This window comes from Rhizobium indicum, from assembly GCF_005862305.2.
GTDB lineage: Bacteria > Pseudomonadota > Alphaproteobacteria > Rhizobiales > Rhizobiaceae > Rhizobium > Rhizobium indicum.
In genome coordinates, this window is the sequence record NZ_CP054021.1 from 2,251,313 (window position 1) to 2,276,382 (window position 25,070).

Consider the following 25,070-nt stretch of genomic DNA (forward strand, 5'->3'; position numbering starts at 1 on the left):
TGTAAGGCTTGACGATCCCCCGCCATCCCTTCATCCTGACATCGCGTTTTCCGTGGGGCGCATCGGCATTGTGCCGGCTGGGCTATGCCCGCCCACACATCTCAACCATGCGCCATGTCGAATTTCGAAAACCTCCGCAAGAGAGCCAAGCTCTATAAACGTTGGCATCAGAACAGGTATCATCCTGTCGCCGCCGAAATCCGGCGGTGGCTCCCCCGTTACAGCGGCCTGAACGATCGGCAGATTCTCGACTGCGCGTTCAAGCTCGCAGATGCGCAGGAGCTCGTTGCGGCAAAGGAAGGTTTCGAAAGCTGGACGGCGCTGAAACAGGGACTGACCTTGATGAACACGCCTCAACAATCGAAAGCTTCGACACCGGCATTCATCGACGCGCAACCGCAACTCTTCGTCCGGGATATTGGCAGCTCCTGCGATTTCTATATCGGCAAGCTCGGCTTTGAGCTTGCCTTCACCTATGGCGAGCCAGCCTTCTACGCTCAGGTCTTCCGGGGTGCGGCGCGGCTCAATCTTCGCTCAGTCGACATGCCTTTTCTCCATCCGGATTTCCGGCTTCATGAGGAAGACGCGCTTTCGGCGACCATCACGCTTGACGACGCCAAAGCACTGTTCCTGGAATATGCGAGAGCTGAAGTTCCGCTCCATCAGGGCTTGAGAATCGAGCCATGGGGTGCCCAGACCTTCATTGTTCGCGACCTCGACGGCAACCTGATCGCCTTCGCCAGCTAGCGCCGCGCCGTCCGGCCGGACTGGACGGGCGCTAACGGAAGAGCCGGATCGAACCGGGATAGAGCGCGACGGTCTCATCCGTCGTCAGCAGTTGGATGCCTTCGACGATCGACTGTGCGACGAGGATCCGATCGAAGGGGTCGGCGTGGATCGCCGGCAACCGATCCACCGCCAGCGTATGCATGACGGTGATCGGCAATTCGCTATAATCGTTGTCGATGAGGGCACGGTAGAAGAGCGGCGGATCGAGATTGAAATCGTCGCGGCCGACGGCGTGCTTGGCGCTGAGTTCGCCAAAGCTTGCGGGACTGAAGAACAGCTGGTTGAGCGGATCGGCGACCAGCTCCCTTGCCACGGCCGGCAGTTTCGGCGAATCCTCCGCAAGCCAGATCAGCAGCAGCGTGTCGAGAAGGAGCTTCATCGCGGCTCTGAAAACCTTGCGACGTCCTGCAGATCCATGCTGTCGAAATCATCCGGCACGGAGATCCGCCCCTTCAGGAAACCGACACGCCGGATCTGCTGCGCACCGCCGGCATCGAGCGGCACCACCTTGACCAGCGGCTTGCCGGCCTTGGCGATCACGAAGACCTCACCGTTCGCCGCGTTTTCGACGAGCCGCGACAGATGAGTCTTTGCCTCATGGATGTTGATGATTCGCATCTCGCTTCGGCATCCATAAACTTAGTTCAATCAACTTAGTTTATGGATGTCGATTTCGCAAGAAACAATAAGGACGCTGAATCACTTCATTATCAGCAGTTTAGCCTAAACCGCCGCTTATGAGAAGCCGGGTAAGGATAATCCACAAAAACCGGTGCCCGGCCGACGCACGGTCGGCCGGGCACAAAATGCCGTTTCACAATGTCGCCCCGGAGGAGTTTACGAACCGCCGTAGGCGGCGATCGCCGCCATGTTGACGATGTCGCTGTCCTTGGCGCCCATCGAAGTGATCTGCACCGGCTTGTCGAGGCCGACGAGGATCGGGCCGATCACCGTGGAGCCGCCGAGCTCCTGCAGCATCTTGGTCGAGATCGAGGCCGAGTGGAAAGCCGGCATGACGAGGACGTTGGCCGGGCCGGAGAGGCGGCAGAAGGGATATTGCTCCATCACCTTGCGGTTCAGAGCGACATCGGCCGCCATCTCGCCGTCATATTCGAAATCGACGCGGCGCTTGTCGAGGATCTTTACCGCCTCGCGCACCCGCTCGGAGCGTTCGCCCGAGGGATGGCCGAAGGTGGAATAGGCAAGCATGGCGACACGCGGCGGATAGCCCATGCGCCTTGCGAGACCGGCGGCCTCCTCGGCGATGTCGGCAAGCTGCTCGGCCGTCGGCATGTCGTGAACCGCCGTATCGGCAACGAAGACGGTGCGGCCGCGGCAGAGCGCCAGGGACACGCCGATGACGCGGTGGCCCGGCTTCTCGTCGATGCAGCGGCGCACATCGTCGAGCGCCGTCGAATAGTTTCGGGTGATGCCCGTCACCATGCCGTCGGCGTCGCCGAGCGCCACCATGGTGGCGGCGAAGTGGTTGCGGTCGTTGTGGATCAGCCGCTGGGCGTCGCGGTGGAGATAACCGTGCCGCTGCAGCCGGGCATAGAGATAGTCGATATAGGCCTCGACCCGCGTCGAAATACGGGCATTGACGATTTCGAGGCCGGGCCGGTTGAGATCGATGCCGGCGCGTTCGGCCGTCGCCCGGATCAGGTCCTCACGGCCGAGCAGGATGGCCGTGCCAAGCTGCTGGTTGGCGTAGGACAGTGCGGCGCGCAGGACCTGTTCTTCCTCGGCCTCGGCAAAGACGATCCGCTTCGGATGCCGGCGGACACGCTCGTAGAGCCTGGCGAGCGTCGAGGCGATCGGATCGCGGCGCGCCGAAAGCTCGCGGGCATAACCGGGCATGTCGGTGATGACCTTGCGGGCGACGCCGCTTTCGATCGCAGCCTGCGCGACCGCGACCGGGATCGCCGAGATCAGCCTGGGATCGAAGGGAACGGGGATGATGTATTGCGATCCGAAACGCGGCCGGTTGCCCTGATAGGCGGCGACCACGTCATCCGGCACGTCCTCGCGGGCCAGGTTTGCCAGCGCGTTGACGGCGGCGATTTTCATCGCGTCGTTGATTGTGGAGGCACGGACATCGAGGGCGCCGCGGAAGATATAAGGAAAGCCGAGGACGTTGTTGACCTGGTTCGGATAGTCCGAACGGCCGGTCGCCATGATGGCGTCGTCGCGGATGCGGGCCACCTCTTCCGGCGTGATCTCGGGATCGGGATTGGCCATGGCGAAGATGATCGGCCGCTCCGCCATCGAGCGGATCATCTTGGCCGAAAACGCGCCCTGCTGCGACAGGCCGAAAACGACGTCCGCGCCTTTCATCGCCTCTTCCAGCGTGCGCGTGTCGGTCTTTGCCGCATGCGCCGACTTCCACTGGTTCATGCCCTCGGTGCGGCCCTGGTAGATGACGCCCTTGGTATCGCAGAGGATGACGTTCTCAGGCGCAAAACCCATCGCCTTGATGAGTTCGACGCAGGCGATCGCCGCAGCACCCGCGCCGTTGCAGACGAGCTTCGTCGTCTTCAGGTCGCGGCCGGTCAGCTCCAGCGCGTTGATCAGGCCGGCGGCGGCGATGATCGCCGTTCCATGCTGGTCGTCATGGAACACCGGAATGTCCATCAGCTCGCGCAGCCGGCTTTCGATGACGAAACAATCCGGCGCCTTGATATCCTCGAGGTTGATGCCGCCGAAGGAAGGACCGAGGAAGCGCACGCAGTTGATGAACTCGTCGACATTTTCCGTATCGATCTCGAGGTCGATGGAATCGACATCGGCAAAGCGTTTGAACAGCACCGCCTTGCCTTCCATGACGGGCTTGGACGCCAGCGCGCCGAGATTGCCGAGGCCGAGGATCGCCGTGCCGTTGGAAATGACGGCAACCATATTGCCGCGTGCCGTATAATCGTAGGCCGTCTGCGGATCGGCGGCGATCGCCTTCACGGGCACGGCAACACCCGGCGAATAGGCAAGCGAGAGGTCGCGTTGCGTCGCCATCGGCTTGGTCGGGTTGATTTCCAGCTTGCCGGGCCGGCCCATTGCGTGAAAATCGAGCGCCTCCTGGTCGGTAACCGAGGTCACCGGCCGGTCCTTCTTATCGATATCGGGCATAAATCCTCCAACGTCCTGTGGGCGACGCTTTGCTCTTCCTCAAATGCTGTTGTCATCTATAGCGGCGCGCGGATAGGGTTGGCACCTGTTTTTTTGGGAAAAACTCCACCTCCGTGAACGCACGAATAGACACAGGGAATGAAGCCTTTTCGGCTGCCGAGCTCGCCACGGCGGAAAGCCGTGCCTCGGCGACGCCGATGATGGAGCAATTTATCGAGATCAAGGCGAACAATCCGGGTTCGCTTCTGTTCTATCGCATGGGCGATTTCTACGAGCTGTTCTTCGAGGATGCGCTGGAAGCCTCACGCGCGCTCGGTATCACGCTGACCAAGCGCGGCCAGCACATGGGCCAGGATATCCCGATGTGCGGCGTTCCGGTGCATGCGGCCGACGATTATCTACAGAAGCTGATTTCACTCGGCTTCCGCGTCGCCGTCTGCGAGCAGATCGAGGATCCGGCGGAAGCAAAAAAACGCGGCGCGAAATCCGTCGTCAAGCGTGACGTCGTTCGCCTCGTCACTCCAGGCACGATCACCGAGGAAAAGCTGCTTTCGCCCTCGGAATCCAACTATCTGATGGCGCTGACCCGCATTCGCGCCAGCGGCGAGGCCTTGCTGGCGCTTGCCTGGATCGATATTTCCACAGGCGTCTTCCGGCTTGCCGAGACCGAAGCCTCCCGATTGCTTGCCGATATCCTGCGCATCGATCCGCGGGAACTCATCCTGCCCGACACGATCTTCCACGATCCGGAACTCAAGCCGGTCTTCGACGTGCTCGGCCGCACAGCCGTGCCCCAGCCTTCCGTGCTCTTCGACAGCGCCAGCGCCGAAGGCCGGATCGCGCGGTATTTCGGCGTCGCGACGCTCGACGGCTTCGGCACCTTCTCACGAGCCGAGCTGGCTGCCGCCGCCGCCGCAGTCGCCTATGTCGAGAAGACGCAGATTGCCGAGCGTCCGCCGCTTGGAAAGCCGGAGCGGGAAAGTGCCGCTTCGACGCTGTTCATCGATCCCGCCACCCGCGCCAATCTCGAACTTGCCCGCACGCTTTCGGGCGATCGCAACGGTTCGCTGTTGAAGGCGATCGACCGCACCGTCACCGGCGGCGGCGCCAGGCTTCTTGCCGAGCGGCTGATGTCGCCGCTAACCGACCCCGCCCGCATCAATGCGCGGCTCGATTCGATCGGCTTCCTGATCGACGAACCCCTGCTCTGCGGCAATCTGCGCGACACGCTGAAACATGTGCCCGACATGCCGCGCGCCCTGTCGCGCCTGGCGCTCGACCGCGGCGGCCCGCGCGATCTCTGGGCGATCCGCCAAGGCCTTGACGCGGCGGGCGGAGTTGCCGCCATGCTCGGCAAGGCGATGCTGCCCGAAGAGCTCGGCCAGGCGCTATCAGGGCTGCAGGCCCTTCCCGCCGCACTGGAAAAGCTGCTTGCCGAGATGCTTGCCGACGAATTGCCGCTGTTGAAACGCGATGGCGGCTTCCTGCGCGACGGCGCCAACGCCGAGCTCGACGAGGTCCGGGCACTGCGCGACCAGTCGCGTCGCGTCATCGCCGGCCTGCAATTGCAATATGCCGAGGAAACCGGCATCCGGTCGCTGAAGATCAAGCACAACAACGTCCTCGGTTATTTCATCGAAGTGACCGCCGGCAATGCCTCGCCGATGACAGAGACGGCGGACGCGAAGGCCCGCTTCATCCACCGCCAGACGATGGCGAACGCCATGCGCTTCACAACGACCGAACTTGCCGACCTCGAAAGCCGCATCGCCAATGCCGCCGACCAGGCGCTTACGATCGAACTCGAAGCCTTCGACAGGATGACGGCGGCCGTCGTTGCGGAAGCCGAGGCGATCAAGTCGGGCGCCCGGGCGCTTGCCGTCATCGACGTCGCCGCAGGCCTGGCGCTTCTCGCCGAGGAGCAGGCCTATTGCCGCCCGCAGGTCGACGGTTCGAAGATGTTTGCCATCGAGGGCGGGCGCCATCCGGTCGTCGAGCAGGCGCTGCGGCGGCAGGCGGGCGGCCCCTTCGTCGCCAATCATTGTGATCTCTCGCCGAGGACCGGCGACCGGGACGGTGCTATCTGGCTGCTGACCGGCCCGAACATGGGCGGCAAGTCGACCTTCCTGCGCCAGAACGCGCTGATATCAATCCTGGCGCAGATGGGCTCCTTCGTGCCGGCGACATCGGCCCATATCGGCATCGTCGACCGGCTTTTCTCGCGCGTGGGCGCCTCAGACGACCTGGCGCGCGGGCGCTCGACCTTCATGGTCGAGATGGTGGAAACGGCGGCGATCCTCAACCAGGCAAGCGACCGTTCCCTCGTCATCCTCGACGAGATCGGTCGCGGCACCGCCACGTTCGACGGTCTATCGATCGCCTGGGCCGCCGTCGAGCACCTGCATGAGGCCAATCGCTGCCGCGGCCTCTTCGCCACGCATTTCCACGAGCTGACCGTGCTTTCGGAAAAGCTTGGCCGGCTGTCGAACGCGACGATGCGCGTCAAGGAATGGGACGGCGACGTCATTTTCCTGCACGAGGTCGGGCCGGGTGCGGCGGACCGCTCCTACGGCATCCAGGTCGCGCGCCTTGCCGGGCTTCCGGCCTCGGTCGTGGCGCGCGCCCGCGACGTGCTCACCCGCCTGGAAGATGCCGACCGCAAGAACCCGGCGAGCCAGCTGATCGACGACCTGCCGCTTTTCCAGGTGGCGGTGCGCCGCGAGGAAACCGCCCGCGGGGCCTCCAAGGTCGAGGAGGCGCTGAAGGCGATGAGCCTTGACGACATGACGCCGCGCGAGGCAATGGATGCGCTTTACGACCTCAAGAAAAAGCTGAAATAGGAGCGGCGTGCCATGTTCATGGAAAAACTGGTTCGCGAAACCGAGCGCCTCTCGCTCATCTGTTCCATGCTCGACACGATGCGGCGCGCCGATAAGGACCGCAATGCCCGCGGCTGGACTTCGCCGATCGGCATGCTGAAAATCACCCGCTGCTGCGCTGTGATCTCGGAACTCGGAACCTCGATCGCCAAGGCCGGCTATCGCGAATGCGACAGGCAGGCGCTCGAGGAGATCATGCGCGAGACACGGCAGGTGCTGCATTTGCTGAATGCGCGGGCCGCCGGCTGAGGATTCCGGGAAAGCCGGCGCCTTGCGTCAAGCGCTCTCGTCTCATGCGGCGAACCAACACCATTTCGCCAAATTTAAAGGTTCTTGCAGTATGAAAGCCCGTGTCAATCGCCGGGCAAAGGGGCTATAGCGCATGCAGACGAAACAAGCGGCAGGCCGTGAACCGGCAGTCCGGCATGAACAGGAAACCGCCCCGGCGACAGCGATGCGCGACCTCGATTTCTCCAATATCCTCGACGTCGAGCTCTTGCAGAAGCAGTGTGACGCCGTTGCCGAGGCCAACCGGAACCGGCCAGACGTCCTGCGCGCCGATCTTCTGGCGGTGCTGAAGAAGGCGAGCACCGAAGGCCGGCAGAAGGCGCGCGAGGCACTGATGGCCGACGGCGGCGGGCTCAATTGCGCCTACCGGATTTCCTGGCTGCAGGACCAGATCACCACCGTCCTCTACAATTTCGCCACCGCCCATATCTTTCCGCAGCAGAAGGACAAGTTCGCGGTCACCGCCGTCGGCGGCTACGGCCGCGACACGCTGGCGCCGGGCTCGGATATCGACCTGCTGTTCCTCTTCCTGCCGAGGCCGGCGGAAGAGACGCACAAGGCGGTCGAATTCATGCTCTACGTGCTCTGGGATATGGGCTTCAAGGTCGGTCACGCCACCCGCACGGTGGAGGAATGCATTGCGCTTTCCAAGTCCGACATGACGATCCGCACCGCCATCCTGGAGATGCGCTATATCTGCGGCCTGCAGCGGCTGGAGACCGAGCTCGAGACCCGCTTCGACAAGGAGATCGTCACCGGCACCGGTCCCGAATTCATCGCCGCCAAGCTTGCCGAGCGCGACGAGCGCCACCGCAAGGCGGGCGACACGCGTTATCTCGTCGAACCGAACGTCAAGGAAGGCAAGGGCGGGCTTCGCGACCTGCATACGCTGTTCTGGATCTCGAAATATTATTATCACGTGCGCGACCAGGCGGAGCTGGTCAAGCTCGGCGTGCTCTCCAAGCACGAATACCGCCTGCTCGAGAAAGCCGACGGTTTTCTCTGGGCAGTGCGCTGCCATATGCACTTCCTGACCGGCAAGGCCGAGGAGCGCCTGTCCTTCGATATCCAGCGCGAGATCGCCGAAGCCTTCGGCTATCACACCCGCCCGGGCCTTTCGGCCGTCGAGCGCTTCATGAAGCACTATTTCCTTGTCGCGAAGGATGTCGGCGATCTCACGCGCATCCTCTGTGCCGCACTTGAAGACCAGCAGGCGAAGTCGATCCCCGGCCTCACCGGCGTCATCAGCCGCTTCACCCATCGCAACCGCAAGATCGCCGGCAGCGTCGAATTCGTTGAAGACCGCGGCCGCATTGCGCTGGCCGACCCTGACGTCTTCAAGCGTGATCCGGTCAACATCATCCGGCTCTTCCACGTCGCCGACATCAACGGGCTGGAATTCCATCCGGACGCGCTGAAACGCGTTACCCGTTCCCTTGCCTTGATCGATAACAGCCTGCGGGAAAACGACGAGGCCAACCGGCTGTTCATGTCGATCCTGACGTCGAAGCGGGATCCGGCGCTCATCCTGCGCCGGATGAACGAGGCCGGCGTGCTCGGCCGCTTCATCCCCGAATTCGGCAAGATCGTCGCGATGATGCAGTTCAACATGTACCACCACTATACGGTCGACGAACATCTGATCCGCACCGTCGACATTCTCTCCGAGATCGACAAGGGGCGCGCCGAGGATCTGCATCCGCTCGCCAACAAGCTGATGCCCGGCATCGAGGACCGCGAGGCGCTTTATGTCGCCGTTCTCCTCCACGACATCGCCAAAGGCCGCCAGGAGGATCATTCGATCGCCGGCGCCCGCGTCGCCCGCAAGCTCTGCGCCCGCTTCGGCCTGTCGCAGAAGCAGACGGAAATCGTCGTCTGGCTGATCGAAGAACATCTGACCATGTCGATGGTGGCGCAGACCCGCGACCTCACCGACCGCAAGACGATCACCGATTTCGCCGACCGCGTGCAGTCGCTGGACCGGCTGAAGATGCTGTTGATCCTGACGATCTGCGATATCCGCGCCGTCGGTCCGGGTGTGTGGAACGGCTGGAAGGGCCAGCTTCTGCGCACGCTCTATTACGAAACCGAGCTGCTGCTTGCCGGCGGCTTTTCGGAGGTCTCCCGCAAGGAGCGGGCCAATGCCGCCGCCGAGGCGCTGCATTCAGCACTCGCCGACTGGAGCCAGAAGGACCGCAATACCTATACCAAGCTGCACTACCAGCCCTACCTGCTCTCCGTGCCGCTGGAAGACCAGATCCGCCACGCTGATTTCATCCGCCAGGCGGATAAGGCGGGCCAGGCGCTCGCCACCACGGTGCGCACCGACAGTTTCCACGCGATCACCGAGATCACCGTGCTGTCGCCCGACCATCCGCGGCTGCTTGCCGTCATTGCCGGCGCCTGTGCCGCGGCCGGTGCCAACATCGTCGACGCGCAGATCTTCACGACATCGGACGGGCGGGCGCTCGACACCATCCATGTCAGCCGCGAATTTACCGACGATGCCGACGAACTGCGCCGGGCTGCGACGATCGGCCGGATGATCGAGGACGTGCTGTCCGGCCGCAAGCGCCTGCCCGAGGTCATCGCCACACGCGCGCGCAACCGCAAGAAGAGCAAGGCCTTCGTCATTCCGCCGTCGGTCAACATCACCAACAGCCTGTCGAACAAGTTCACGGTCATCGAAGTCGAATGCCTCGACCGGCCGGGGCTGCTGTCGGAGATCACCGCCGTCCTTTCCGATCTGTCGCTCGACATCCAGTCGGCCCGCATCACCACCTTCGGCGAAAAGGTGATCGACACCTTCTACGTCACCGATCTGGTCGGCCAGAAAATTTCCGGCGACAGCAAGCGCGCCAACATCACCGCCCGGATGAAGGCCGTCATGGCCGAGGAAGAAGACGAGCTGCGCGAGCGTATGCCCTCCGGCATCATCGCACCGGCCGCCACCGCCCGAACCCCGCCCGCCAGCGAAAAGAAGGCCGGTTCCCCCATATGAGCTTGAACGCATGAGTCCCCACGCATGAGCCCAAACGCATGAGCCTCGTCAAGAAATTCGCGACCGTCGGCGGCGCCACCCTCGGCAGCCGCATCTTCGGCTTCGCCCGCGAAACGCTGATGGCTGCGGCGCTCGGCACCGGACCGATGGCCGATGTCTTCTACGCCGCCTTCCGCTTTCCGAATCTCTTCCGCCGGCTGTTTGCCGAAGGCGCCTTCAACGCCGCCTTCGTGCCGCTCTTTGCCAAGGAGATCGAGGCGAACGGCACAGATGGCGCCAAGCGCTTTTCCGAAGAAGTCTTCGGCGTGCTGTTTTCGGTGCTGCTCCTCATCACCATCGTGATGGAGCTTGCCATGCCGCTCTTGGTGCGCTTCGTCATCGCGCCGGGCTTTGCCGACGATCCCGAAAAATTCTCGATCACCATCCGCATGGCGGCGGTGATGTTTCCCTATCTGATGTGCATGTCGCTGACGGCGATGATGAGCGGCATGCTGAATTCGCTGCATCATTTCTTCGCCGCCGCCATCGCGCCCGTCTTCCTCAACGTGGTGATGATCGGGGCGTTGTTTTATGCGCTTTACACCGGCGCCGATCCCCTGGCGACCGCCTGGTACCTCTCCTGGGGCGTTCTTGCCGCCGGCGTCCTGCAGCTTGCCGTCGTCTATGTCGGCGTGCTTGCGGCCGGCATGAGCATCGGCTTCCGTTTCCCGAAGATGACGCCGAACGTCAAGCGGCTGCTGATCCTGGCGGTGCCGGCGGCGGTGACCGGCGGCATCACCCAGATCAACCAGCTGATCGGCCAGGCGATTGCGTCGTCCCGCGACGGCGCGATCGCAGCACTGCAATATGCCGACCGCATCTATCAGCTGCCGCTCGGCGTCGTCGGCGTCGCCGTCGGCGTGGTGCTTCTGCCGGAACTTGCCCGGGCGCTGAAGGGCGGCAACCTGCGCGAGGCCGGAAACCTGCAGAACCGCTCGATCGAATTCGTGCTGTTCCTGACGATCCCCGCCGCCTTCGCGCTCTGGATCCTCTCTGACGAGATCATCCGCGTGCTCTACGAGCGCGGCGCCTTCCATCAGGAAAACACCGCCGTCGTCGGCTCGATCCTGGCGATTTACGGCATCGGCCTGCCGGCCTTCGTGCTGATCAAGGCGCTGCAGCCCGGTTTCTATGCCCGCGAGGACACCAAGACGCCGATGCGTTTTTCGGCCATTGCGGTTGCGACCAACTGCGCCACGGCGCTGACGCTCTTCCCCTATATGGGCGCGCCCGGCATCGCGGTTGCCGAAGCCACGGCCGGCTGGATCAGCACCGTACTGCTGTTCGCCACGCTTTTGCACCGTGGCCACCTGACATGGGAATGGGCGCTGGCAAAGCGCACCGCCCTGCTGATCGTCGCCGCGGCCGTCATGGGTGCGGCCATCGTCTTCCTCAAGCAATATTGGGCGCCGTGGCTTGCTTCCGGCGCGCCGCTTCTCACCAAGATCGGCACCCTCGGGCTGCTGATTGCAATCGCCATGCTGATTTATTTCGCCGCCGCCTTCCTGGTCGGCGGGGCAAATCTCGGCATGATCCGACGCAATCTGAACCGCAAGCAGGCGCCGGCTAAGGACGGGTGAGGCCGGTCGTAACCACCGTGACGCTGGCTACTTTATGGCTGTGGCTTGCGACCAGACAACCATCCATCGTTCGTCATGCCGCTCATACGTGTCAGTGTGCCAGTAATCGTTGAGAGCGACTTTGTGGCCACCGAAGACAACCTCCAGCTGAGCACGATACCGAAGAACGGCGACCCCGTCATAAAGGCGCACGGCAATGTCAGCGGGCCGCCAGATCAGGTATTTGATCTGCCCGGAGGCGATCGCACCGAGATATTCTTCCTTTGAAAGCGTGGTACCGATCGGCGTTATCAACTGGAAGTCCGGAGCGTGAAGCTGTTGTGCCCGAACAATATCGGCGTTGACCAGGGCGCGCAGCCTCGCGTGCTCCGTTTCGCGAAGAAGGTTGGCCTCACTGGCCGGTGAGGATGCGTCGGCGGTCGGGATGGTCATGTCCGTTCTCCAATTGAAAGCTAAGGATCAATCGATTCTCCCGGGATAGGCGGCGACGTGGCATCATAGTCACGGGTATCTCCTGACTGCGCACCGATGTGCTCTCATCGATTTAGACAGATAAACACTATTTGTCTACTCGTCTTTTGACAGAATGGTCACGAAATGCCAGTCTGTCCAAATGATGCAGAATGATCGGAAAATCGCCCAAATCCTGGATGCTGCCCTGCCGGTGTTCGTGCGTTTCGGCTTTCGAAAAACTTCCATGGCCGACATTGCGCGCGCCGCAGGAATTTCGCGAGCATCGCTCTATCTGAGCTTCAACAGTAAGGAAGAGCTTTTCCGAGCCGGTTCCATGCGAGCGCATACTCGCGCGCTGGATGAGGTGGGAGCGGCCCTGGCAGGACAGGGGAACACCTTTGACCGCATGGAAAAGGCCATAGCGGTGTTTCAGCGGGAGTTAATCGCCCCTTTTGGCGGCAGTTCCGATGCGGAAGAACTGTTTGCCGCCAATATGGCCTTGGCTGCGGATATCACGCTCGACGCGCGGACACGGCTATCGACGATGCTGACACAGACGCTGAATGCCGCCGCGGCAACCAGGGAAATTGATCTCGAACCGCTGCAGGCCTCGCCTGTTCAACTGGCCAGTATCATGATGGCTGCAATGGATGGGATCAAACACGCGCAATGGAATGGTTCCAGCCTCGATGACGATACAAAACTATTCATGCGTCTCCTGCGGGTGGCGGTGACGCCGCGGAGCGGCCAATAGAGGTGGTCGCGGTAGGTCTTTTCGCCGCCACTGAATCGGCGATCCTTAAACCGGAATGGGAAAAGGCGGACCGGATGATTCCTCAGCAATCCACCCATCGTCGCTGCGGTCCGACGTCGACATGGATGATGCCGTTGCAATAGCTGCCGATGCCGCCGATGCCCGGCGCGCTTCTTGCGGCAGCAATGATCGTGCGCTCCGACAGGCCGGGCATCCTGATATCGGCCGCCAGACATTTCCCATGCAGGGACCCATGGCGGCGGGGATGCGGCCTGTGGCCCGAGGTTATCACAGGGCGTCGGCCGGTCTTCGCAGCAATATGCGACAGGATCGCTCGCAGGCGCCCCGGAAAGCAGCTGGCACGAACGCTGACGGTCTGGACCGTGTAGGCGAGACGTGCCTGATGTTTTGCAAGATGAACGGCATGCCTTTTCATGTCTTGACCGACGGCACCCGTTGCTGATTGAAAGGCGAAAAGGCCTGCCATGGCGAGCAAAATTGCGTTCTGCATGGTCGTTCCGATCGGCTATCCCAGCGACCCCAACGGCGCCGGCACCATGCGCAGGATTTTCGGTTCAAAAAAAGCTTTTTTGTGAAATTTTATACTCAATTATGAGTAAGTCGATTGATCAATTCGGCTTAAAATCCGGGAATTGCCGCCCAAAACTGGAATAAACATCTCAAACGCGAGGCAACACATGGTGATCCAGTCTCTTTTCCTCGTCACCCTCGTGGTCGACGACTACGACCGCGCCAAGGCTTTTTATTGCGATAGTCTCGGTTTCGATTGCCTTCAGGACGAGCTGCAGCCGGAGGGCAAGCGCTGGGTGGTGGTGAAGCCGAGGGGTGGGGATGGAGCCGCCTTTTTGCTGGCGCAGGCGGCAGACGAGACGCAGCGCGCGGCCGTCGGCAATCAGACCGGCGGGCGTGTCGGCTTCTTTCTGAAGACCGACGATTTCGCCCGCGACCATGGCGCGATGCTGGCAGCCGGCGTGCGTTTTCTGGAAGAGCCGCGTCACGAGGTTTACGGCACGGTGGCGGTGTTTGCGGATCCCTACGGCAACACTTTCGATCTGATCCAGCACACGGCCGCCTGAACCCCTTGATTGCGACCGGTTGCCCGTGCATAAGCCGCGGCGTTAACAACATGGGCGAAAAGCCCTGCTGCATTCTGCAGCAATTTAAACTGTGACAGCGTGGGCCCTCCACCAGCCTATTGAGGACGACATGAGCGAATTCAAGAAACTCGTATTCTCCGGTGTGCAGCCGACCGGCAATCTGCATCTCGGCAATTATCTCGGCGCGATCCGCCGGTTTGTGGCGCTGCAGGAAGGCAATGACTGCATCTACTGCGTCGTCGACATGCACGCGCTCACCGCCCAACTCGTGCATGAGGACATGCCGAGCCAGACGCGCTCGATCGCCGCCGCCTTCATCGCCGCCGGCATCGATCCGGAAAAGCATATCGTCTTCAATCAGTCGGCCGTGCCGCAGCATGCTGAACTCGCCTGGATCTTCAACTGCGTCGCCCGCATCGGCTGGATGAACCGGATGACCCAGTTCAAGGACAAGGCCGGCAAGGACCGCGAGCAGGCCTCGCTCGGGCTCTATGCCTATCCGAGCCTGATGGCCGCCGACATTCTCGTCTATCGCGCGACCCATGTGCCTGTTGGTGAGGACCAGAAGCAGCATCTGGAGCTTGCCCGCGACATCGCGATGAAGTTCAACCTCGACTATGCCGAGCATATCAGCAGGACCGGTTACGGCGTCGACATCACCGTCGGCAACGAGCCGGTGCATGCCTATTTCCCGATGGTCGAGCCGCTGATCGGCGGGCCGGCGCCGCGCGTCATGTCGCTGCGCGACGGCACCAAGAAAATGTCGAAGTCGGACCCCTCCGATCTCTCGCGCATCAACCTGATGGACGATGAGGACGCGATCTCGAAGAAGATCCGCAAGGCCAAGACCGATCCGGACGGCTTGCCGAGCGAGATCGACGGGTTGCAGGGCCGTCCGGAAGCCGACAATCTGGTGGCGATCTATGCCGCACTCGCCGACAAATCGAAGGCGGACGTGCTTGCCGAATTCGGCGGCCAGCAATTCTCCGTCTTCAAGCCGGCGCTGGTCGACCTGGCAATCAACGTGCTGGCGCCGATCACCGGCGAAATGCGCCGGCTGATGGACGATACCAGCCATATCGACGCTATCCTGCGCAAGGGCGGCGAACGCGCAAGGGCCCGCGCCGAGGTGACGATGCAACAAGTGCGCGACGTCATCGGCTTCCTCTATTGAGATAGATCTCCCCTTTTTCCCGCCAGGGGAGAAGGGGACCTTCCCCTGGAGAGAAGGGGATTTCTTCTCGGGCATCAGGGCAAAAACTGGGCTTGCAAATTTTCCGCTTCGGGTGTCAGAGTCCGCGCCATGGTATCGAAGCGACTCTCACGGCTCGAAGGTCACCGCCGCAAATTCATGGCGGTAATCGACGGTACACCCGAATGCCAACGCGCCGTTCATTATGCCGGCCGGCGCGCGAAGAATTCCAATGGCGGGCTGGTGCTGCTCTACGTGATCCCGGATGGGGATTTCCAGCAATGGCTCGGCGTCGAAGAAATCATGCGGGCCGAAGCGCGTGAGGAGGCCGAGGCGGTGGTTGCCAAGATCGCCCAGATCGTGCGCGAGACCATCGGCATCGAGCCTGAGGTCGTCATCCGCGAGGGCGGTGCTGCCGAACAGATCAACGCCGTGATCGAGGAAGACCGCGATGTGGCGATCCTGGTTCTGGCCGCCGGTTCGGCAAAGGAAGGTCCAGGGCCGCTGGTCTCCTCGGTCGCCGGTCGCGCGGCGGCGTTTCCGATACCGGTCACCGTGCTGCCGGATACGTTGACCAACGAGGAAATCGATGCTCTCTGCTAGAGCATGATGCCGAAAACTGTGAGCGGTTTTCGGACGACATCATGCTCTAACTGTAGCATTTCTTGAGTACAAGTCTCTTGATTAGAGCCGTCAATCGGCTTATCTTCTTTTGAAGAATTCTAAAGACGGCCGAGACCATAGGCCGGCCGCATGGAGAACCAGATGTTCATTCAGACCGAAGCCACGCCGAACCCCGCCACGCAGAAGTTCCTGCCGGGCAAGGTGGTGATGGAAAACGGCACGGCCGAGTTCCGCAGCACTGAGGAGGCTCAAGCCTCGCCGCTCGCTGCCCGCCTGTTCGAAATATCAGGCGTTACCGGCGTCTATTTCGGCTATGATTTCATTTCCGTCTCCAAGGATAATGCCGACTGGCAGCATCTTAAGCCGGCTATATTAGGCTCGATCATGGAGCATTTCATGTCCGGCAAGCCGGTCATGGGCGATGCCTCCATCCTTTCCGAAGACGCCGATGCCGGCGACGAATTCTTCGACGAAGGCGATGAATCGATCGTGCTGACCATCAAGGAGCTTCTGGAGACGCGCGTGCGCCCGGCCGTTGCCCAGGATGGCGGCGACATCACCTTCCGCGGCTTCAAGGATGGCAAGGTCTATCTGAACATGAAGGGTTCCTGCGCCGGCTGCCCGTCTTCGACGGCAACGCTGAAGCACGGCGTCCAGAACCTGCTGCGCCATTTCGTTCCGGAAGTGCAGGAAGTGATTGCCGCTTAAAAATCCTGAATTCGTCCCGCCGTTCATCTCAGGTTCGGCCGAACGGATTTATCGATAGGCGACACTGGTTTATTCGGAAATTGATGGCATGATCATTCTGGCGCTCGACACGGCGGGTGTGGACTGCGCTGCCGCTGTCTATGACAGCGGCAGGGATACGGTGCTGGGGGAGGCATCGGACATGATCGGCAAGGGGCATGCTGAACATCTGATTGGTATCGTCGATCGCGCGCTCGATCAGGCGGGAGTGGCCCTTTCGGATATCGACCGCCTTGCCGTCACCATCGGTCCCGGCTCCTTTACCGGTATCCGCGTCGGCGTTGCCGCAGCCCGCGGTTTCGCGCTTTCCCTCAATGTGCCGGCCGTCGGCGTCACCACGCTCGAAGTCATGGCATCAGCCCAGCGCGACAAGACGCCTCATCGCGCCGTGTTGGCGGCGATGGATGCCAAGCGGGACGAAATCTACCTCCAATCCTTCGCGGCCGACGGTTCGCCCCTCGACGCGCCACGGGCAGTCGGCGTTGCGGAAGCGCAGGCATATGCTGCCGGCTTCGACGGCGAGATTATCGGTTCGGCGACGCCCCTCCTCAAGGCCGACGCCGGCGACGATCACACCAACAGATTCCCGATCTCCGTCGTGGCGCGCCTGGGCGCTGCCGCCTCCCCCGATGCCGGAAAGCCGAAGCCCCTTTATCTGCGCGGACCCGATGCCAAGCCGCAGGCCGGGTACGCGATTGCGCGACGAGTATGACGATGCTGGAAGCCTATCTGACGCTGAAACCGGAATTCGAGATCATCGCCATGGAGCGCGAGGATTGCCGCGATGTCGCCGTCCTGCACGGCGAGCGCTTCGCCCGGCCCTGGGGCGACGGTGAATTTCACGGCCTGCTGATGCAGGATACCGTCTTCGGCTTCGTCGCGCGCCAGACCAATGCCATCCTGAAAAAGCCGCTTCCGGGGTTCATCCTCGCCCGCCATGTCGCCGGCGAGGCGGAGATCCTGACCATTGCCGTGCAGGCGAAGGTCGCCCGTGCCGGGCTTGGCTGGCGGCTGATGCAGGCGGCGATGCGGGAAGCGCGGTCGCGCGGCGGCGAGAGCATGTTTCTCGAGGTCGACAACGGCAATACGGCAGCGCTTGGCCTCTACCGCAAGCTCGGCTTCGAAAAGGTCGGCGAACGTCAGGGTTACTACAAACAAGAAAACGGCGCCCTCTCCACGGCGCTTGTCATGAAGCGCGTTCTTCGGTAGTTCCCTGGCAGCGAGATAACATGCAGGCCGGCGCAAATGCCGTGCGGCGTTGTCGAAACACGAATATCTCTATAGGCCGGCGATGACTGATGTAGCCAAGACCCTTGAGGAGCTTTGCACCGAACGCGGCATGCGCATGACCGAGCAGCGCCGCGTGATCGCGCGCATCCTGGAAGACTCGGAAGATCATCCCGACGTCGAAGAACTCTACCGCCGCTCGGTGAAAGTCGATGCGAAGATCTCGATCTCGACCGTCTATCGCACCGTGAAACTGTTCGAGGATGCCGGCATTATCGCCCGCCACGACTTCCGCGACGGGCGCTCGCGCTACGAAACGGTGCCGGAAGAACATCACGACCATCTCATCGACCTGAAGACCGGCACGGTCATCGAATTCCGCTCGCCGGAGATCGAGGCGCTGCAGGAGCGCATCGCCCGCGAGCACGGCTTCCGACTGGTCGACCACCGGCTGGAGCTCTATGGCGTTCCGCTGAAGAAAGAAGATCTCTGACGCAATGGCAGCCCGGGAGACCAGCATTTGATCGCCTGGTTGCGCATCGCCTTCGCCGCGGTCGTCATCCTTGCCGTCAGCATCGTATTCATGCCGCTGCAGGTGCTGGCGTTGCGTTTCGACTGGCGGCTGCGGCGCCGGCTTCCGCGCGTCTGGCACCGGATCGTCTGCTATTGTCTCGGCATCCGCGTCCGCGTCATGGGCAAGCTCGAAGACCGCCGGCCGCTGATGCTCTGCTCCAACCATTCCTCCTGGCTTGACATCATGGTGCTGTCGGCCGTTGCCGACGTCGCCTTCATCGCCAAGATCGAGGTCAGCGACTGGCCGATCTTCGGCACGCTTGCCAAGCTGCAGAAGAGCGTCTTCGTCGTGCGCGAGGAGCGGCGCAAGACCGGTCACCAGGCAAACGAGATCGCCGGGCGCATGGCAGACGGCGAGATCGTCGTGCTCTTCCCGGAAGGGACGACCTCGGACGGCAACCGGTTGCTCGAGGTCAAGTCCTCGCTGTTCGGCGCCGCGGCGATGGCGGTGCCTTATTCGCCGACGGGAACCGTCGTGGTGCAGCCGGTGGCGGTTGCCTATACCAGGGTGCACGGCATCGCCATGGGGCGCTATCACCGGCCGCTCGCCGCCTGGCCGGGTGATATCGAGCTGCTGCCGCACCTCCTCGACATCGTGCGCTGCGGCGCCATCGACGCCGAGGTTTCCTTCGGCGAGGCGGTCGATTATCGCGCCAAGACCAGCCGCAAGGAGGTGAGCGCGACAATCGCCTTGCGCATCCGCAACCTCCTGAACAGCCGCTTGCGCGGGCGAGAAATCTCCTGAAACAAGATTTCGATTTTCTCCGGCGGCAAAAACCACTAAATAGCGCGCCATGACACAGGACAGCGCCCTTCTCCAGGCCCCGGCGGCAATTCCCAGCGAGAGCCTCCGCGACGGCAGCAACAGCCGCAAGGTTTTCATCAAGACCTACGGCTGTCAGATGAACGTCTACGATTCCATGCGTATGAGCGATGCGCTCGCCCGCGACGGCTATGAGCCGACGGAAGATATGGAAGAGGCGGACCTCGTTCTCCTCAACACCTGCCATATCCGCGAGAAGGCGGCCGAGAAGGTCTATTCGGCGCTCGGGCGGCTGCGCGATATGAAAAAGAAGAAGGCGGCGGACGGACGGGAGATGATGATCGGCGTTGCCGGCTGCGTCGCCCAGGCCGAAGGCGAGGAGATCCTGCGCCGCGCGCCCGCCGTCGACGTCGTCATCGGCCCGCAGACCTATCATCGCCTGCCGGAGGCGCTACGCCTGGCCAAACAAGGCCAGCGCGTCGTCGACACCGAATATGCGATCGAGGACAAGTTCGAGCATCTGCCGATCGCCGAGAGCCGGAGGATCCGCGCCCGCGGCGTCACCGCCTTCCTGACGGTGCAGGAAGGCTGCGACAAATTCTGCACCTTCTGCGTCGTGCCCTATACACGCGGCTCGGAAGTGTCGCGGCCGGTTTCCCAGATCGTCGAGGAAGCCGAAAAGCTCGCCGACAGCGGGGTGCGCGAGATCACCCTGCTCGGGCAGAACGTCAACGCCTGGCACGGCGCCGGGAGCCATGGCGAGGCATGGAGCCTCGGCGACCTGCTCTACCGGCTGGCCGAGATCCCCGGCCTTGCGCGGCTGCGCTATACCACAAGCCATCCGCGCGACATGGACGACCGGCTGATCAATGCCCATCGCGACCTCAGCGCACTGATGCCCTATCTGCACCTGCCGGTGCAATCGGGCTCGGACCGCATCCTGAAAGCGATGAACCGGCGCCACACGGCGGCCGAATATCTGGCGCTGATCGAGCGCATCCGCACGGTGCGGCCCGACATTGCGCTGTCGGGCGATTTCATCACCGGCTTTCCGGGGGAGACAGATGAGGATTTTAAGGATACATTGAGACTTGTGGAGGAGGTCCGTTATGCACAGGCCTTCTCGTTCAAATACTCGACACGGCCGGGCACGCCCGGCGCGGAGCTGAAGGATCAGGTGCCGGAAGAGATCAAGGCAGAACGGCTGGAACGCCTGCAAATGCTTCTTCTGAAGCAGCAGCAGGAATTTGCCGAATCCTGCATCGGCAAAGAGATCGACCTGTTGCTCGAAAAGCCCGGTCGCATGCCGGAACAACTAATCGGACGTTCTCCCTGGCTTCAATCAGTGAATGTTGATGCAAAAGCATCGCAAATCGGTGACATTATTAAAGTGCGAATCACAGGGACCGGAACAAACAGCCTGTTTGCCGAACGCGCAGAGGCTGCGGTCTAACCCAAGGAGCCCGACCGCTTGAACGGACAAGAATTGGTTTCTTCTTCACCGCGCCACCCCCGCACGCCGAGCGATACCAATCACTTCGTCCTGACGTTCGAGAACAACCGGTTCGCCAGCGAGCTCTTTGGTCAATTCGACCAAAACCTCAAGCTGCTCGAGCAACGGCTGAACATCGATGCGCGGGCACGCGGCAATTCGGTCGTCATCACCGGCGATATCGTGACCACCAATCAGGCGCGGCGCACGCTCGACTATCTCTATGAAAAACTTCAGAAAGGCGGCAGCGTGGAACGATCCGACGTCGAGGGTGCAATCCGCATGGCGGTCGCCGCCGACGATCAGCTCAGCCTGCCGACCATGGAGCGCAAGGCCAAGCTGACGATGGCGCAGGTTTCCACCCGCAAGAAGACGATCATCGCCCGCACGCCAACCCAGGACGCCTATATCAGGGCGCTGGAACGCGCCGAGCTTGTCTTCGGCGTCGGCCCGGCCGGTACCGGCAAGACCTATCTCGCCGTCGCCCATGCCGCCCAGCTCTTGGAGCGCGGCGCGGTCGAAAAGATCATCCTGTCGCGCCCGGCCGTCGAGGCCGGCGAGCGCCTCGGCTTCCTGCCCGGGGACATGAAGGAAAAGGTCGATCCCTATCTTCGCCCGCTTTATGATGCGCTCTACGACATGATCCCTGCCGACAAAGTCGACCGGGCGATCACTGCCGGCGTCATCGAAATCGCGCCGCTCGCCTTCATGCGCGGCCGCACGCTCGCCAATGCCGCCATCATCCTCGACGAAGCGCAGAACACGACGTCGATGCAGATGAAGATGTTCCTGACGCGTCTCGGCGAAAATGCGCGGATGATCGTCACCGGCGACCCGAGCCAGATCGATCTGCCGCGCGGCGTCAAATCCGGCCTCGTCGAGGCCTTGCAGCTTCTGAACGGCGTCGAAGGCATCTCGATCGTGCGCTTCACGGATACCGACGTCGTCCGCCACCCGCTGGTCGGGCGCATCGTCAGGGCCTATGATTCCACGTATGCCGTCGCCGAAGACGTCAGCCGGCAGGGCTAATGGCCGAACTCGACATCCAGATCAGCGTCGAGGACATCGGCTGGCCCGGCGAAGAGACGCTGCTGTCGTTTTGCGAACGCGTGCTCGGCGCAGCAGTGGTCTATCTCCGCGACAGCGAGAAGCAGCCCTTCCCGACGATGCCGCCCGAGGTTTCGCTTGTTTTCACCGACGATGCCTCGATCCAGGACATCAACGCCGAATGGCGCGGCAAGGACAAGGCGACCAACGTGCTCTCCTTTCCGGCCTTTCCGGTTCAGCCCGGCAAGATGCCCGGCCCGATGCTCGGCGACATCATCATCGCCCGGGAGACGCTGGAGCGGGAAGCGGCCGAGCTCGAAAAGAGTTTCGACGACCACCTGACCCATCTTCTGGTGCACGGTTTCTTGCATCTTCTCGGCTACGACCATATGAATAGTGCCGAAGCCGAAATTATGGAGGGGCTGGAGACTCGCATTTTGGCCCAGCTCGGCCTATCTGATCCCTACGAGGGTCAAGACCTTAAAATGGAACCATGAGCGACTTTACGACGAAGCCGGCGGCAGACGCCAAGGACTCCGAGCCATCCTCCTCTTCGGACGAGGCAGGCAGTAGTAGTCGGCCATCCGGCCGATCGCAATCCTTCTGGTCGCGCGCCGCGCGCATCCTTCGCCCGCAGCAGGGCTCGCGACTGCGCGAGGATCTCGCCGACGCGCTGATGACCGATGCGGCCGGCGACGACGCCTTTTCGCCCGACGAACGGGCGATGCTCAACAACATCCTGCGCTTTCGCGAGGTTCGCGTCGCCGACGTGATGGTGCCGCGCGCCGATATCGAGGCGGTCGATCAGAACATCACCATCGGCGAACTGATGATCCTCTTCGAGGAATCCGGCCGCTCGCGCATGCCTGTCTATGCCGATACGCTCGACGATCCGCGCGGCATGGTCCATATCCGCGACCTGCTCTCCTATGTCGCCAAGCAGGCGCGCAACAAGCGCCGCGGCCCGACGAAACCGGCCGCTGTCGTGCCGGCGATCGAGGTTGCGCCCGAAAACATCCAGAAGACCACGCGTTCGGCCAAGCAGAATTTCGATCTCGGCCGCGTCGACCTGCAAAAGACGCTGGCCGAGGCCGGTATCATCCGCAAGATCCTGTTCGTGCCGCCGTCAATGCTGGCGTCCGACCTGTTGCGCCGGATGCAGGTGAACCGCACGCAGATGGCGCTCGTCATCGACGAATATGGCGGCACCGACGGGCTTGCCTCGCATGAAGACATCGTCGAAATGGTGGTCGGCGACATCGACGACGAACATGACGACGAAGAGGTGATGTTCAAGCGCGTCGCCGAGGACATGTTCATCGCCGACGCCCGCGTCGAGTTGGAAGAGATCGCCCAAGCGATCGGGCCGGATTTCGACATCAGCGAGCAAGTCGACGAGGTCGATACGCTGGGCGGCTTGATCTTCTCCGCACTCGGCCGCATCCCGGTGCGCGGCGAGGTCGTCCAGGCGTTGCCGGGCTTCGAATTCCACATCCTCGACGCCGACCCGCGCCGCATCAAGCGGCTGCGCATCACCCGCAAGCGCCACGCGATCCGCCGCCGCGCCAAGGCGGATGGCGGCTCCGAGACCGGCGACGATCGGCCGGCGAAATCGACCGCCAACTGACGGGACCCAACTGACGGGACAAAGAGCCGCTTTTTTGAAAGACTGCGAATGGGTTGATTCGCGGTTTGATGGGAGTGCGCATGGAGCGGCTTGCGGACAGGGTTATCCTCGTCTGGGGTTTCAAACGGTCGCTGCTGGCCATCGCCGCCGGGGCATTCGCGGTTCTGGCGCTGCCGCCTGTCGGCTTTTTCGCGGCGATGTTCGTTTCCTTCACGCTGCTCGTCTGGCTGATCGACGGGGCGGCGGCTTCGCCTGAAAGCGGCCTGATCGGCAGGCTGTGGCCGGCGTTTGCCACCGGCTGGCTTTTCGGCTTCGGCTATTTCGTCGCCGGCCTCTGGTGGCTCGGCCATGCGCTGCTGGTCGATCAGGAAGAATTCGCCTGGGCGCTGCCGCTGGCAATCCTCGGGCTGCCGGCCTGTCTTGCGATCTTCTACGGGCTGGCGGCCGCTCTTGCCCGCATCGTTTGGTCTGATGGCATGGGGCGGATCGCCGCGCTTGCGGCAGGCTTCGGGCTGATGGAATGGCTTCGAAGCGTGATCCTCACCGGCTTTCCCTGGAACGCCATCGGCTACGGCATCATGCCGGTTCCGCTGATGATGCAGTCGGCGCATGTGATCGGGGCGATGGGCGTGACGGCCCTTGCCGTCTTCGTCTTTTCTGCGCCTGCCCTTGCCGGGACGCGGCAAGGGGCACGGACGGGTATCGCGCTCGCCGTCCTGCTCTTTGCTGCCCATCTCGGTTATGGCGCTTATGCTCTCCATCTCGCGCCGCGGCCGGACGCATTGCCTGAGGACAAGCGGCAGGTGGTGCGGCTGGTGCAGCCGGCGATCGACCAGACAGAGAAAATGGATAACGACGTCGACCGCGCCGCGATCTTCGAGACGCATCTGAAGCTGTCGGCCGAAGCGCCGAAGAATGGCGGGCGCAAGCCCGATATCATCGTCTGGCCGGAAACTGCAATCCCCTTCATCCTGACCGACAATCAGGATGCGCTGACGCGGATTGCCGATACGCTCGACGACAATCAGATCCTGATCGCCGGCGCCGTTCGCGCCGAGGAGATGGGACCAGGCACGCCGCCGCGCTACTATAATTCCATCTACGTGATCGATGGCCGCGGGCAGATCATCGCCGCCTCCGACAAGGTGCATCTGGTGCCCTTCGGCGAATATCTGCCCTTCGAGGACGTGCTCACCGAATTCGGCATCCAGAACGTCGTCGAGATTCCGGGCGGCTTTTCGGCCGCGGCAAGCCGGCACTTGCTGACGCTGCCCGGCGGGCTCAATCTCTATCCGCTGATCTGCTACGAGATCATTTTTCCCGGCGAAATGACCGGTGACATAAAAGACGCCAACGCGATCCTCAATATCACCAATGATGCCTGGTTCGGCACGACGCCCGGCCCCTACCAGCATTTCCAGCAGGCGCGGGTACGGGCTGTTGAAACCGGCCTGCCGCTGATTCGCGACGCCAATAGCGGCATTTCAGCGCTGGTGAATGCGCATGGGGAAATTATTGCGGGCCTCGATCTTGGAGAAACCGGCTTCGTCGATGCAACGCTCGATAGCATCAGCGATGGAGTCGGAACGACATTTCCCCGGCAAACATACTTCTGGTTGACCGAGGCGCTGCTGATTTTGATTGCGCTAATTTCTCGCAGAGGTTTTATTTCCGGGTTGAATTGACCAAAAACCCCTAAAATTGCATAGTGATGTCAATCGGCGTTCTTAACGTATGTTTGAAGGTGGGTTCCTCAC

24 protein-coding genes are annotated in these 25,070 nt (G+C 62.2%); 19 read left to right on the forward strand and 5 right to left on the reverse strand.

The annotated features are described in order from the left end of the window. Nucleotides 1-114 precede the first annotated feature (114 nt). On the forward strand, nt 115-747 hold the full coding sequence (locus FFM53_RS11195; protein ID WP_138388340.1) for a bleomycin resistance protein: 633 nt from the start codon (nt 115-117) through the stop codon (nt 745-747). A 31-nt stretch (nt 748-778) separates the two neighbouring features. Here the strand turns inward: FFM53_RS11195 and FFM53_RS11200 are convergent, their stop codons facing one another. The 3 genes from FFM53_RS11200 to FFM53_RS11210 all read right to left on the reverse strand — a co-directional run bounded on the left by FFM53_RS11200 (nt 779) and on the right by FFM53_RS11210 (nt 3,909). Further along, on the reverse strand, nt 779-1,168 hold the full coding sequence (locus FFM53_RS11200) for a type II toxin-antitoxin system VapC family toxin (RefSeq protein ID WP_138332305.1): 390 nt from the start codon (nt 1,166-1,168) through the stop codon (nt 779-781). After that, nucleotides 1,165-1,407, reverse strand: coding sequence for a type II toxin-antitoxin system Phd/YefM family antitoxin (locus FFM53_RS11205; RefSeq protein ID WP_062943825.1), 243 nt, complete (start codon nt 1,405-1,407; stop codon nt 1,165-1,167). The genes FFM53_RS11200 and FFM53_RS11205 overlap by 4 nt, the downstream gene beginning before the upstream one ends. Nucleotides 1,408-1,626: 219 nt before the next feature. Next, nucleotides 1,627-3,909, reverse strand: coding sequence for an NADP-dependent malic enzyme (locus FFM53_RS11210; protein WP_138332304.1), 2,283 nt, complete (start codon nt 3,907-3,909; stop codon nt 1,627-1,629). A 113-nt stretch (nt 3,910-4,022) separates the two neighbouring features. Here FFM53_RS11210 and mutS point away from each other — a divergent pair, with 113 nt between their 5' ends. From mutS to murJ, 4 genes are all read left to right on the forward strand, one after another. After that, a complete protein-coding gene (gene mutS, locus FFM53_RS11215) occupies nt 4,023-6,749 on the forward strand; it encodes a DNA mismatch repair protein MutS (protein ID WP_138388341.1) in 2,727 nt (908 codons plus the stop codon). Nucleotides 6,750-6,761: 12 nt separating this feature from the next. Further along, nucleotides 6,762-7,037, forward strand: a complete 276-nt coding sequence (locus FFM53_RS11220) for a hypothetical protein (protein WP_003544896.1) — start codon at nt 6,762-6,764, stop codon at nt 7,035-7,037. A 133-nt stretch (nt 7,038-7,170) separates the two neighbouring features. Beyond that, nucleotides 7,171-10,077: a [protein-PII] uridylyltransferase gene (locus FFM53_RS11225; RefSeq protein WP_138388342.1), complete on the forward strand. Its 2,907-nt coding sequence runs from the start codon at nt 7,171-7,173 to the stop codon at nt 10,075-10,077. Between the two features lie 38 nt (nt 10,078-10,115). Then, complete coding sequence (murJ, locus tag FFM53_RS11230) at nt 10,116-11,696, forward strand: murein biosynthesis integral membrane protein MurJ (RefSeq protein WP_138388343.1); 1,581 nt, start codon at nt 10,116-10,118, stop codon at nt 11,694-11,696. 27 nt (nt 11,697-11,723) lie between these two features. Here the strand turns inward: murJ and FFM53_RS11235 are convergent, their stop codons facing one another. Then, the gene (locus tag FFM53_RS11235) at nt 11,724-12,128 is read right to left on the reverse strand and encodes a nuclear transport factor 2 family protein (protein WP_138388344.1); all 405 of its coding nucleotides are present in this window, start codon (nt 12,126-12,128) and stop codon (nt 11,724-11,726) included. A gap of 181 nt (nt 12,129-12,309) precedes the next feature. On the opposite strand from FFM53_RS11235, the gene FFM53_RS11240 reads away from it, so the two are divergent. Continuing rightward, nucleotides 12,310-12,903 carry a TetR/AcrR family transcriptional regulator gene (locus FFM53_RS11240; RefSeq protein WP_246413137.1) on the forward strand — a complete coding sequence of 198 codons (594 nt, stop codon included), beginning with the start codon at nt 12,310-12,312 and terminating at the stop codon, nt 12,901-12,903. 82 nt (nt 12,904-12,985) lie between these two features. On the opposite strand, the gene FFM53_RS11245 is transcribed toward FFM53_RS11240, so the two are convergent. Then, nucleotides 12,986-13,414: a YcbK family protein gene (locus FFM53_RS11245; RefSeq protein WP_138388346.1), complete on the reverse strand. Its 429-nt coding sequence runs from the start codon at nt 13,412-13,414 to the stop codon at nt 12,986-12,988. 187 nt (nt 13,415-13,601) lie between these two features. Between FFM53_RS11245 and FFM53_RS11250 the strand changes: the two genes are divergently transcribed. From FFM53_RS11250 to lnt, 13 genes are all read left to right on the forward strand, one after another. Then, nucleotides 13,602-14,000, forward strand: a complete 399-nt coding sequence (locus tag FFM53_RS11250; protein ID WP_138332297.1) for a VOC family protein — start codon at nt 13,602-13,604, stop codon at nt 13,998-14,000. A 130-nt stretch (nt 14,001-14,130) separates the two neighbouring features. Further along, nucleotides 14,131-15,195, forward strand: coding sequence for a tryptophan--tRNA ligase (trpS, locus tag FFM53_RS11255; protein WP_017995867.1), 1,065 nt, complete (start codon nt 14,131-14,133; stop codon nt 15,193-15,195). 129 nt (nt 15,196-15,324) lie between these two features. Next, a complete protein-coding gene (locus FFM53_RS11260) occupies nt 15,325-15,816 on the forward strand; it encodes a universal stress protein (protein ID WP_003544884.1) in 492 nt (163 codons plus the stop codon). A gap of 162 nt (nt 15,817-15,978) precedes the next feature. Then, the gene (locus FFM53_RS11265) at nt 15,979-16,545 is read left to right on the forward strand and encodes a NifU family protein (protein ID WP_012755783.1); all 567 of its coding nucleotides are present in this window, start codon (nt 15,979-15,981) and stop codon (nt 16,543-16,545) included. Nucleotides 16,546-16,633: 88 nt separating this feature from the next. Beyond that, nucleotides 16,634-17,296: a tRNA (adenosine(37)-N6)-threonylcarbamoyltransferase complex dimerization subunit type 1 TsaB gene (tsaB, locus tag FFM53_RS11270; protein ID WP_138332296.1), complete on the forward strand. Its 663-nt coding sequence runs from the start codon at nt 16,634-16,636 to the stop codon at nt 17,294-17,296. Continuing rightward, complete coding sequence (locus FFM53_RS11275) at nt 17,293-17,793, forward strand: GNAT family N-acetyltransferase (RefSeq protein ID WP_003556053.1); 501 nt, start codon at nt 17,293-17,295, stop codon at nt 17,791-17,793. Before tsaB ends, FFM53_RS11275 begins: the two co-directional genes overlap by 4 nt. Nucleotides 17,794-17,875: 82 nt before the next feature. Next, nucleotides 17,876-18,304, forward strand: coding sequence for a Fur family transcriptional regulator (locus FFM53_RS11280; RefSeq protein ID WP_003544875.1), 429 nt, complete (start codon nt 17,876-17,878; stop codon nt 18,302-18,304). Nucleotides 18,305-18,331: 27 nt separating this feature from the next. Continuing rightward, nucleotides 18,332-19,129 (forward strand): lyso-ornithine lipid O-acyltransferase, encoded by a 798-nt coding sequence (gene olsA / locus FFM53_RS11285; protein WP_138332295.1) that lies wholly within the window; start codon nt 18,332-18,334, stop codon nt 19,127-19,129. A gap of 49 nt (nt 19,130-19,178) precedes the next feature. Beyond that, nucleotides 19,179-20,600: a tRNA (N6-isopentenyl adenosine(37)-C2)-methylthiotransferase MiaB gene (miaB, locus tag FFM53_RS11290; protein WP_138388347.1), complete on the forward strand. Its 1,422-nt coding sequence runs from the start codon at nt 19,179-19,181 to the stop codon at nt 20,598-20,600. Nucleotides 20,601-20,618: 18 nt separating this feature from the next. After that, complete coding sequence (locus tag FFM53_RS11295; protein WP_003544862.1) at nt 20,619-21,668, forward strand: PhoH family protein; 1,050 nt, start codon at nt 20,619-20,621, stop codon at nt 21,666-21,668. Next, entirely contained in the window at nt 21,668-22,183 is a 516-nt protein-coding gene (gene ybeY / locus FFM53_RS11300) for an rRNA maturation RNase YbeY (RefSeq protein ID WP_029873916.1), read from the forward strand. The genes FFM53_RS11295 and ybeY overlap by 1 nt, the downstream gene beginning before the upstream one ends. Continuing rightward, nucleotides 22,180-23,313, forward strand: coding sequence for a hemolysin family protein (locus FFM53_RS11305; protein ID WP_138388348.1), 1,134 nt, complete (start codon nt 22,180-22,182; stop codon nt 23,311-23,313). Before ybeY ends, FFM53_RS11305 begins: the two co-directional genes overlap by 4 nt. An 80-nt stretch (nt 23,314-23,393) precedes the next feature. Beyond that, nucleotides 23,394-24,998, forward strand: a complete 1,605-nt coding sequence (lnt, locus tag FFM53_RS11310; protein WP_138388349.1) for an apolipoprotein N-acyltransferase — start codon at nt 23,394-23,396, stop codon at nt 24,996-24,998. Nucleotides 24,999-25,070 lie beyond the last annotated feature (72 nt).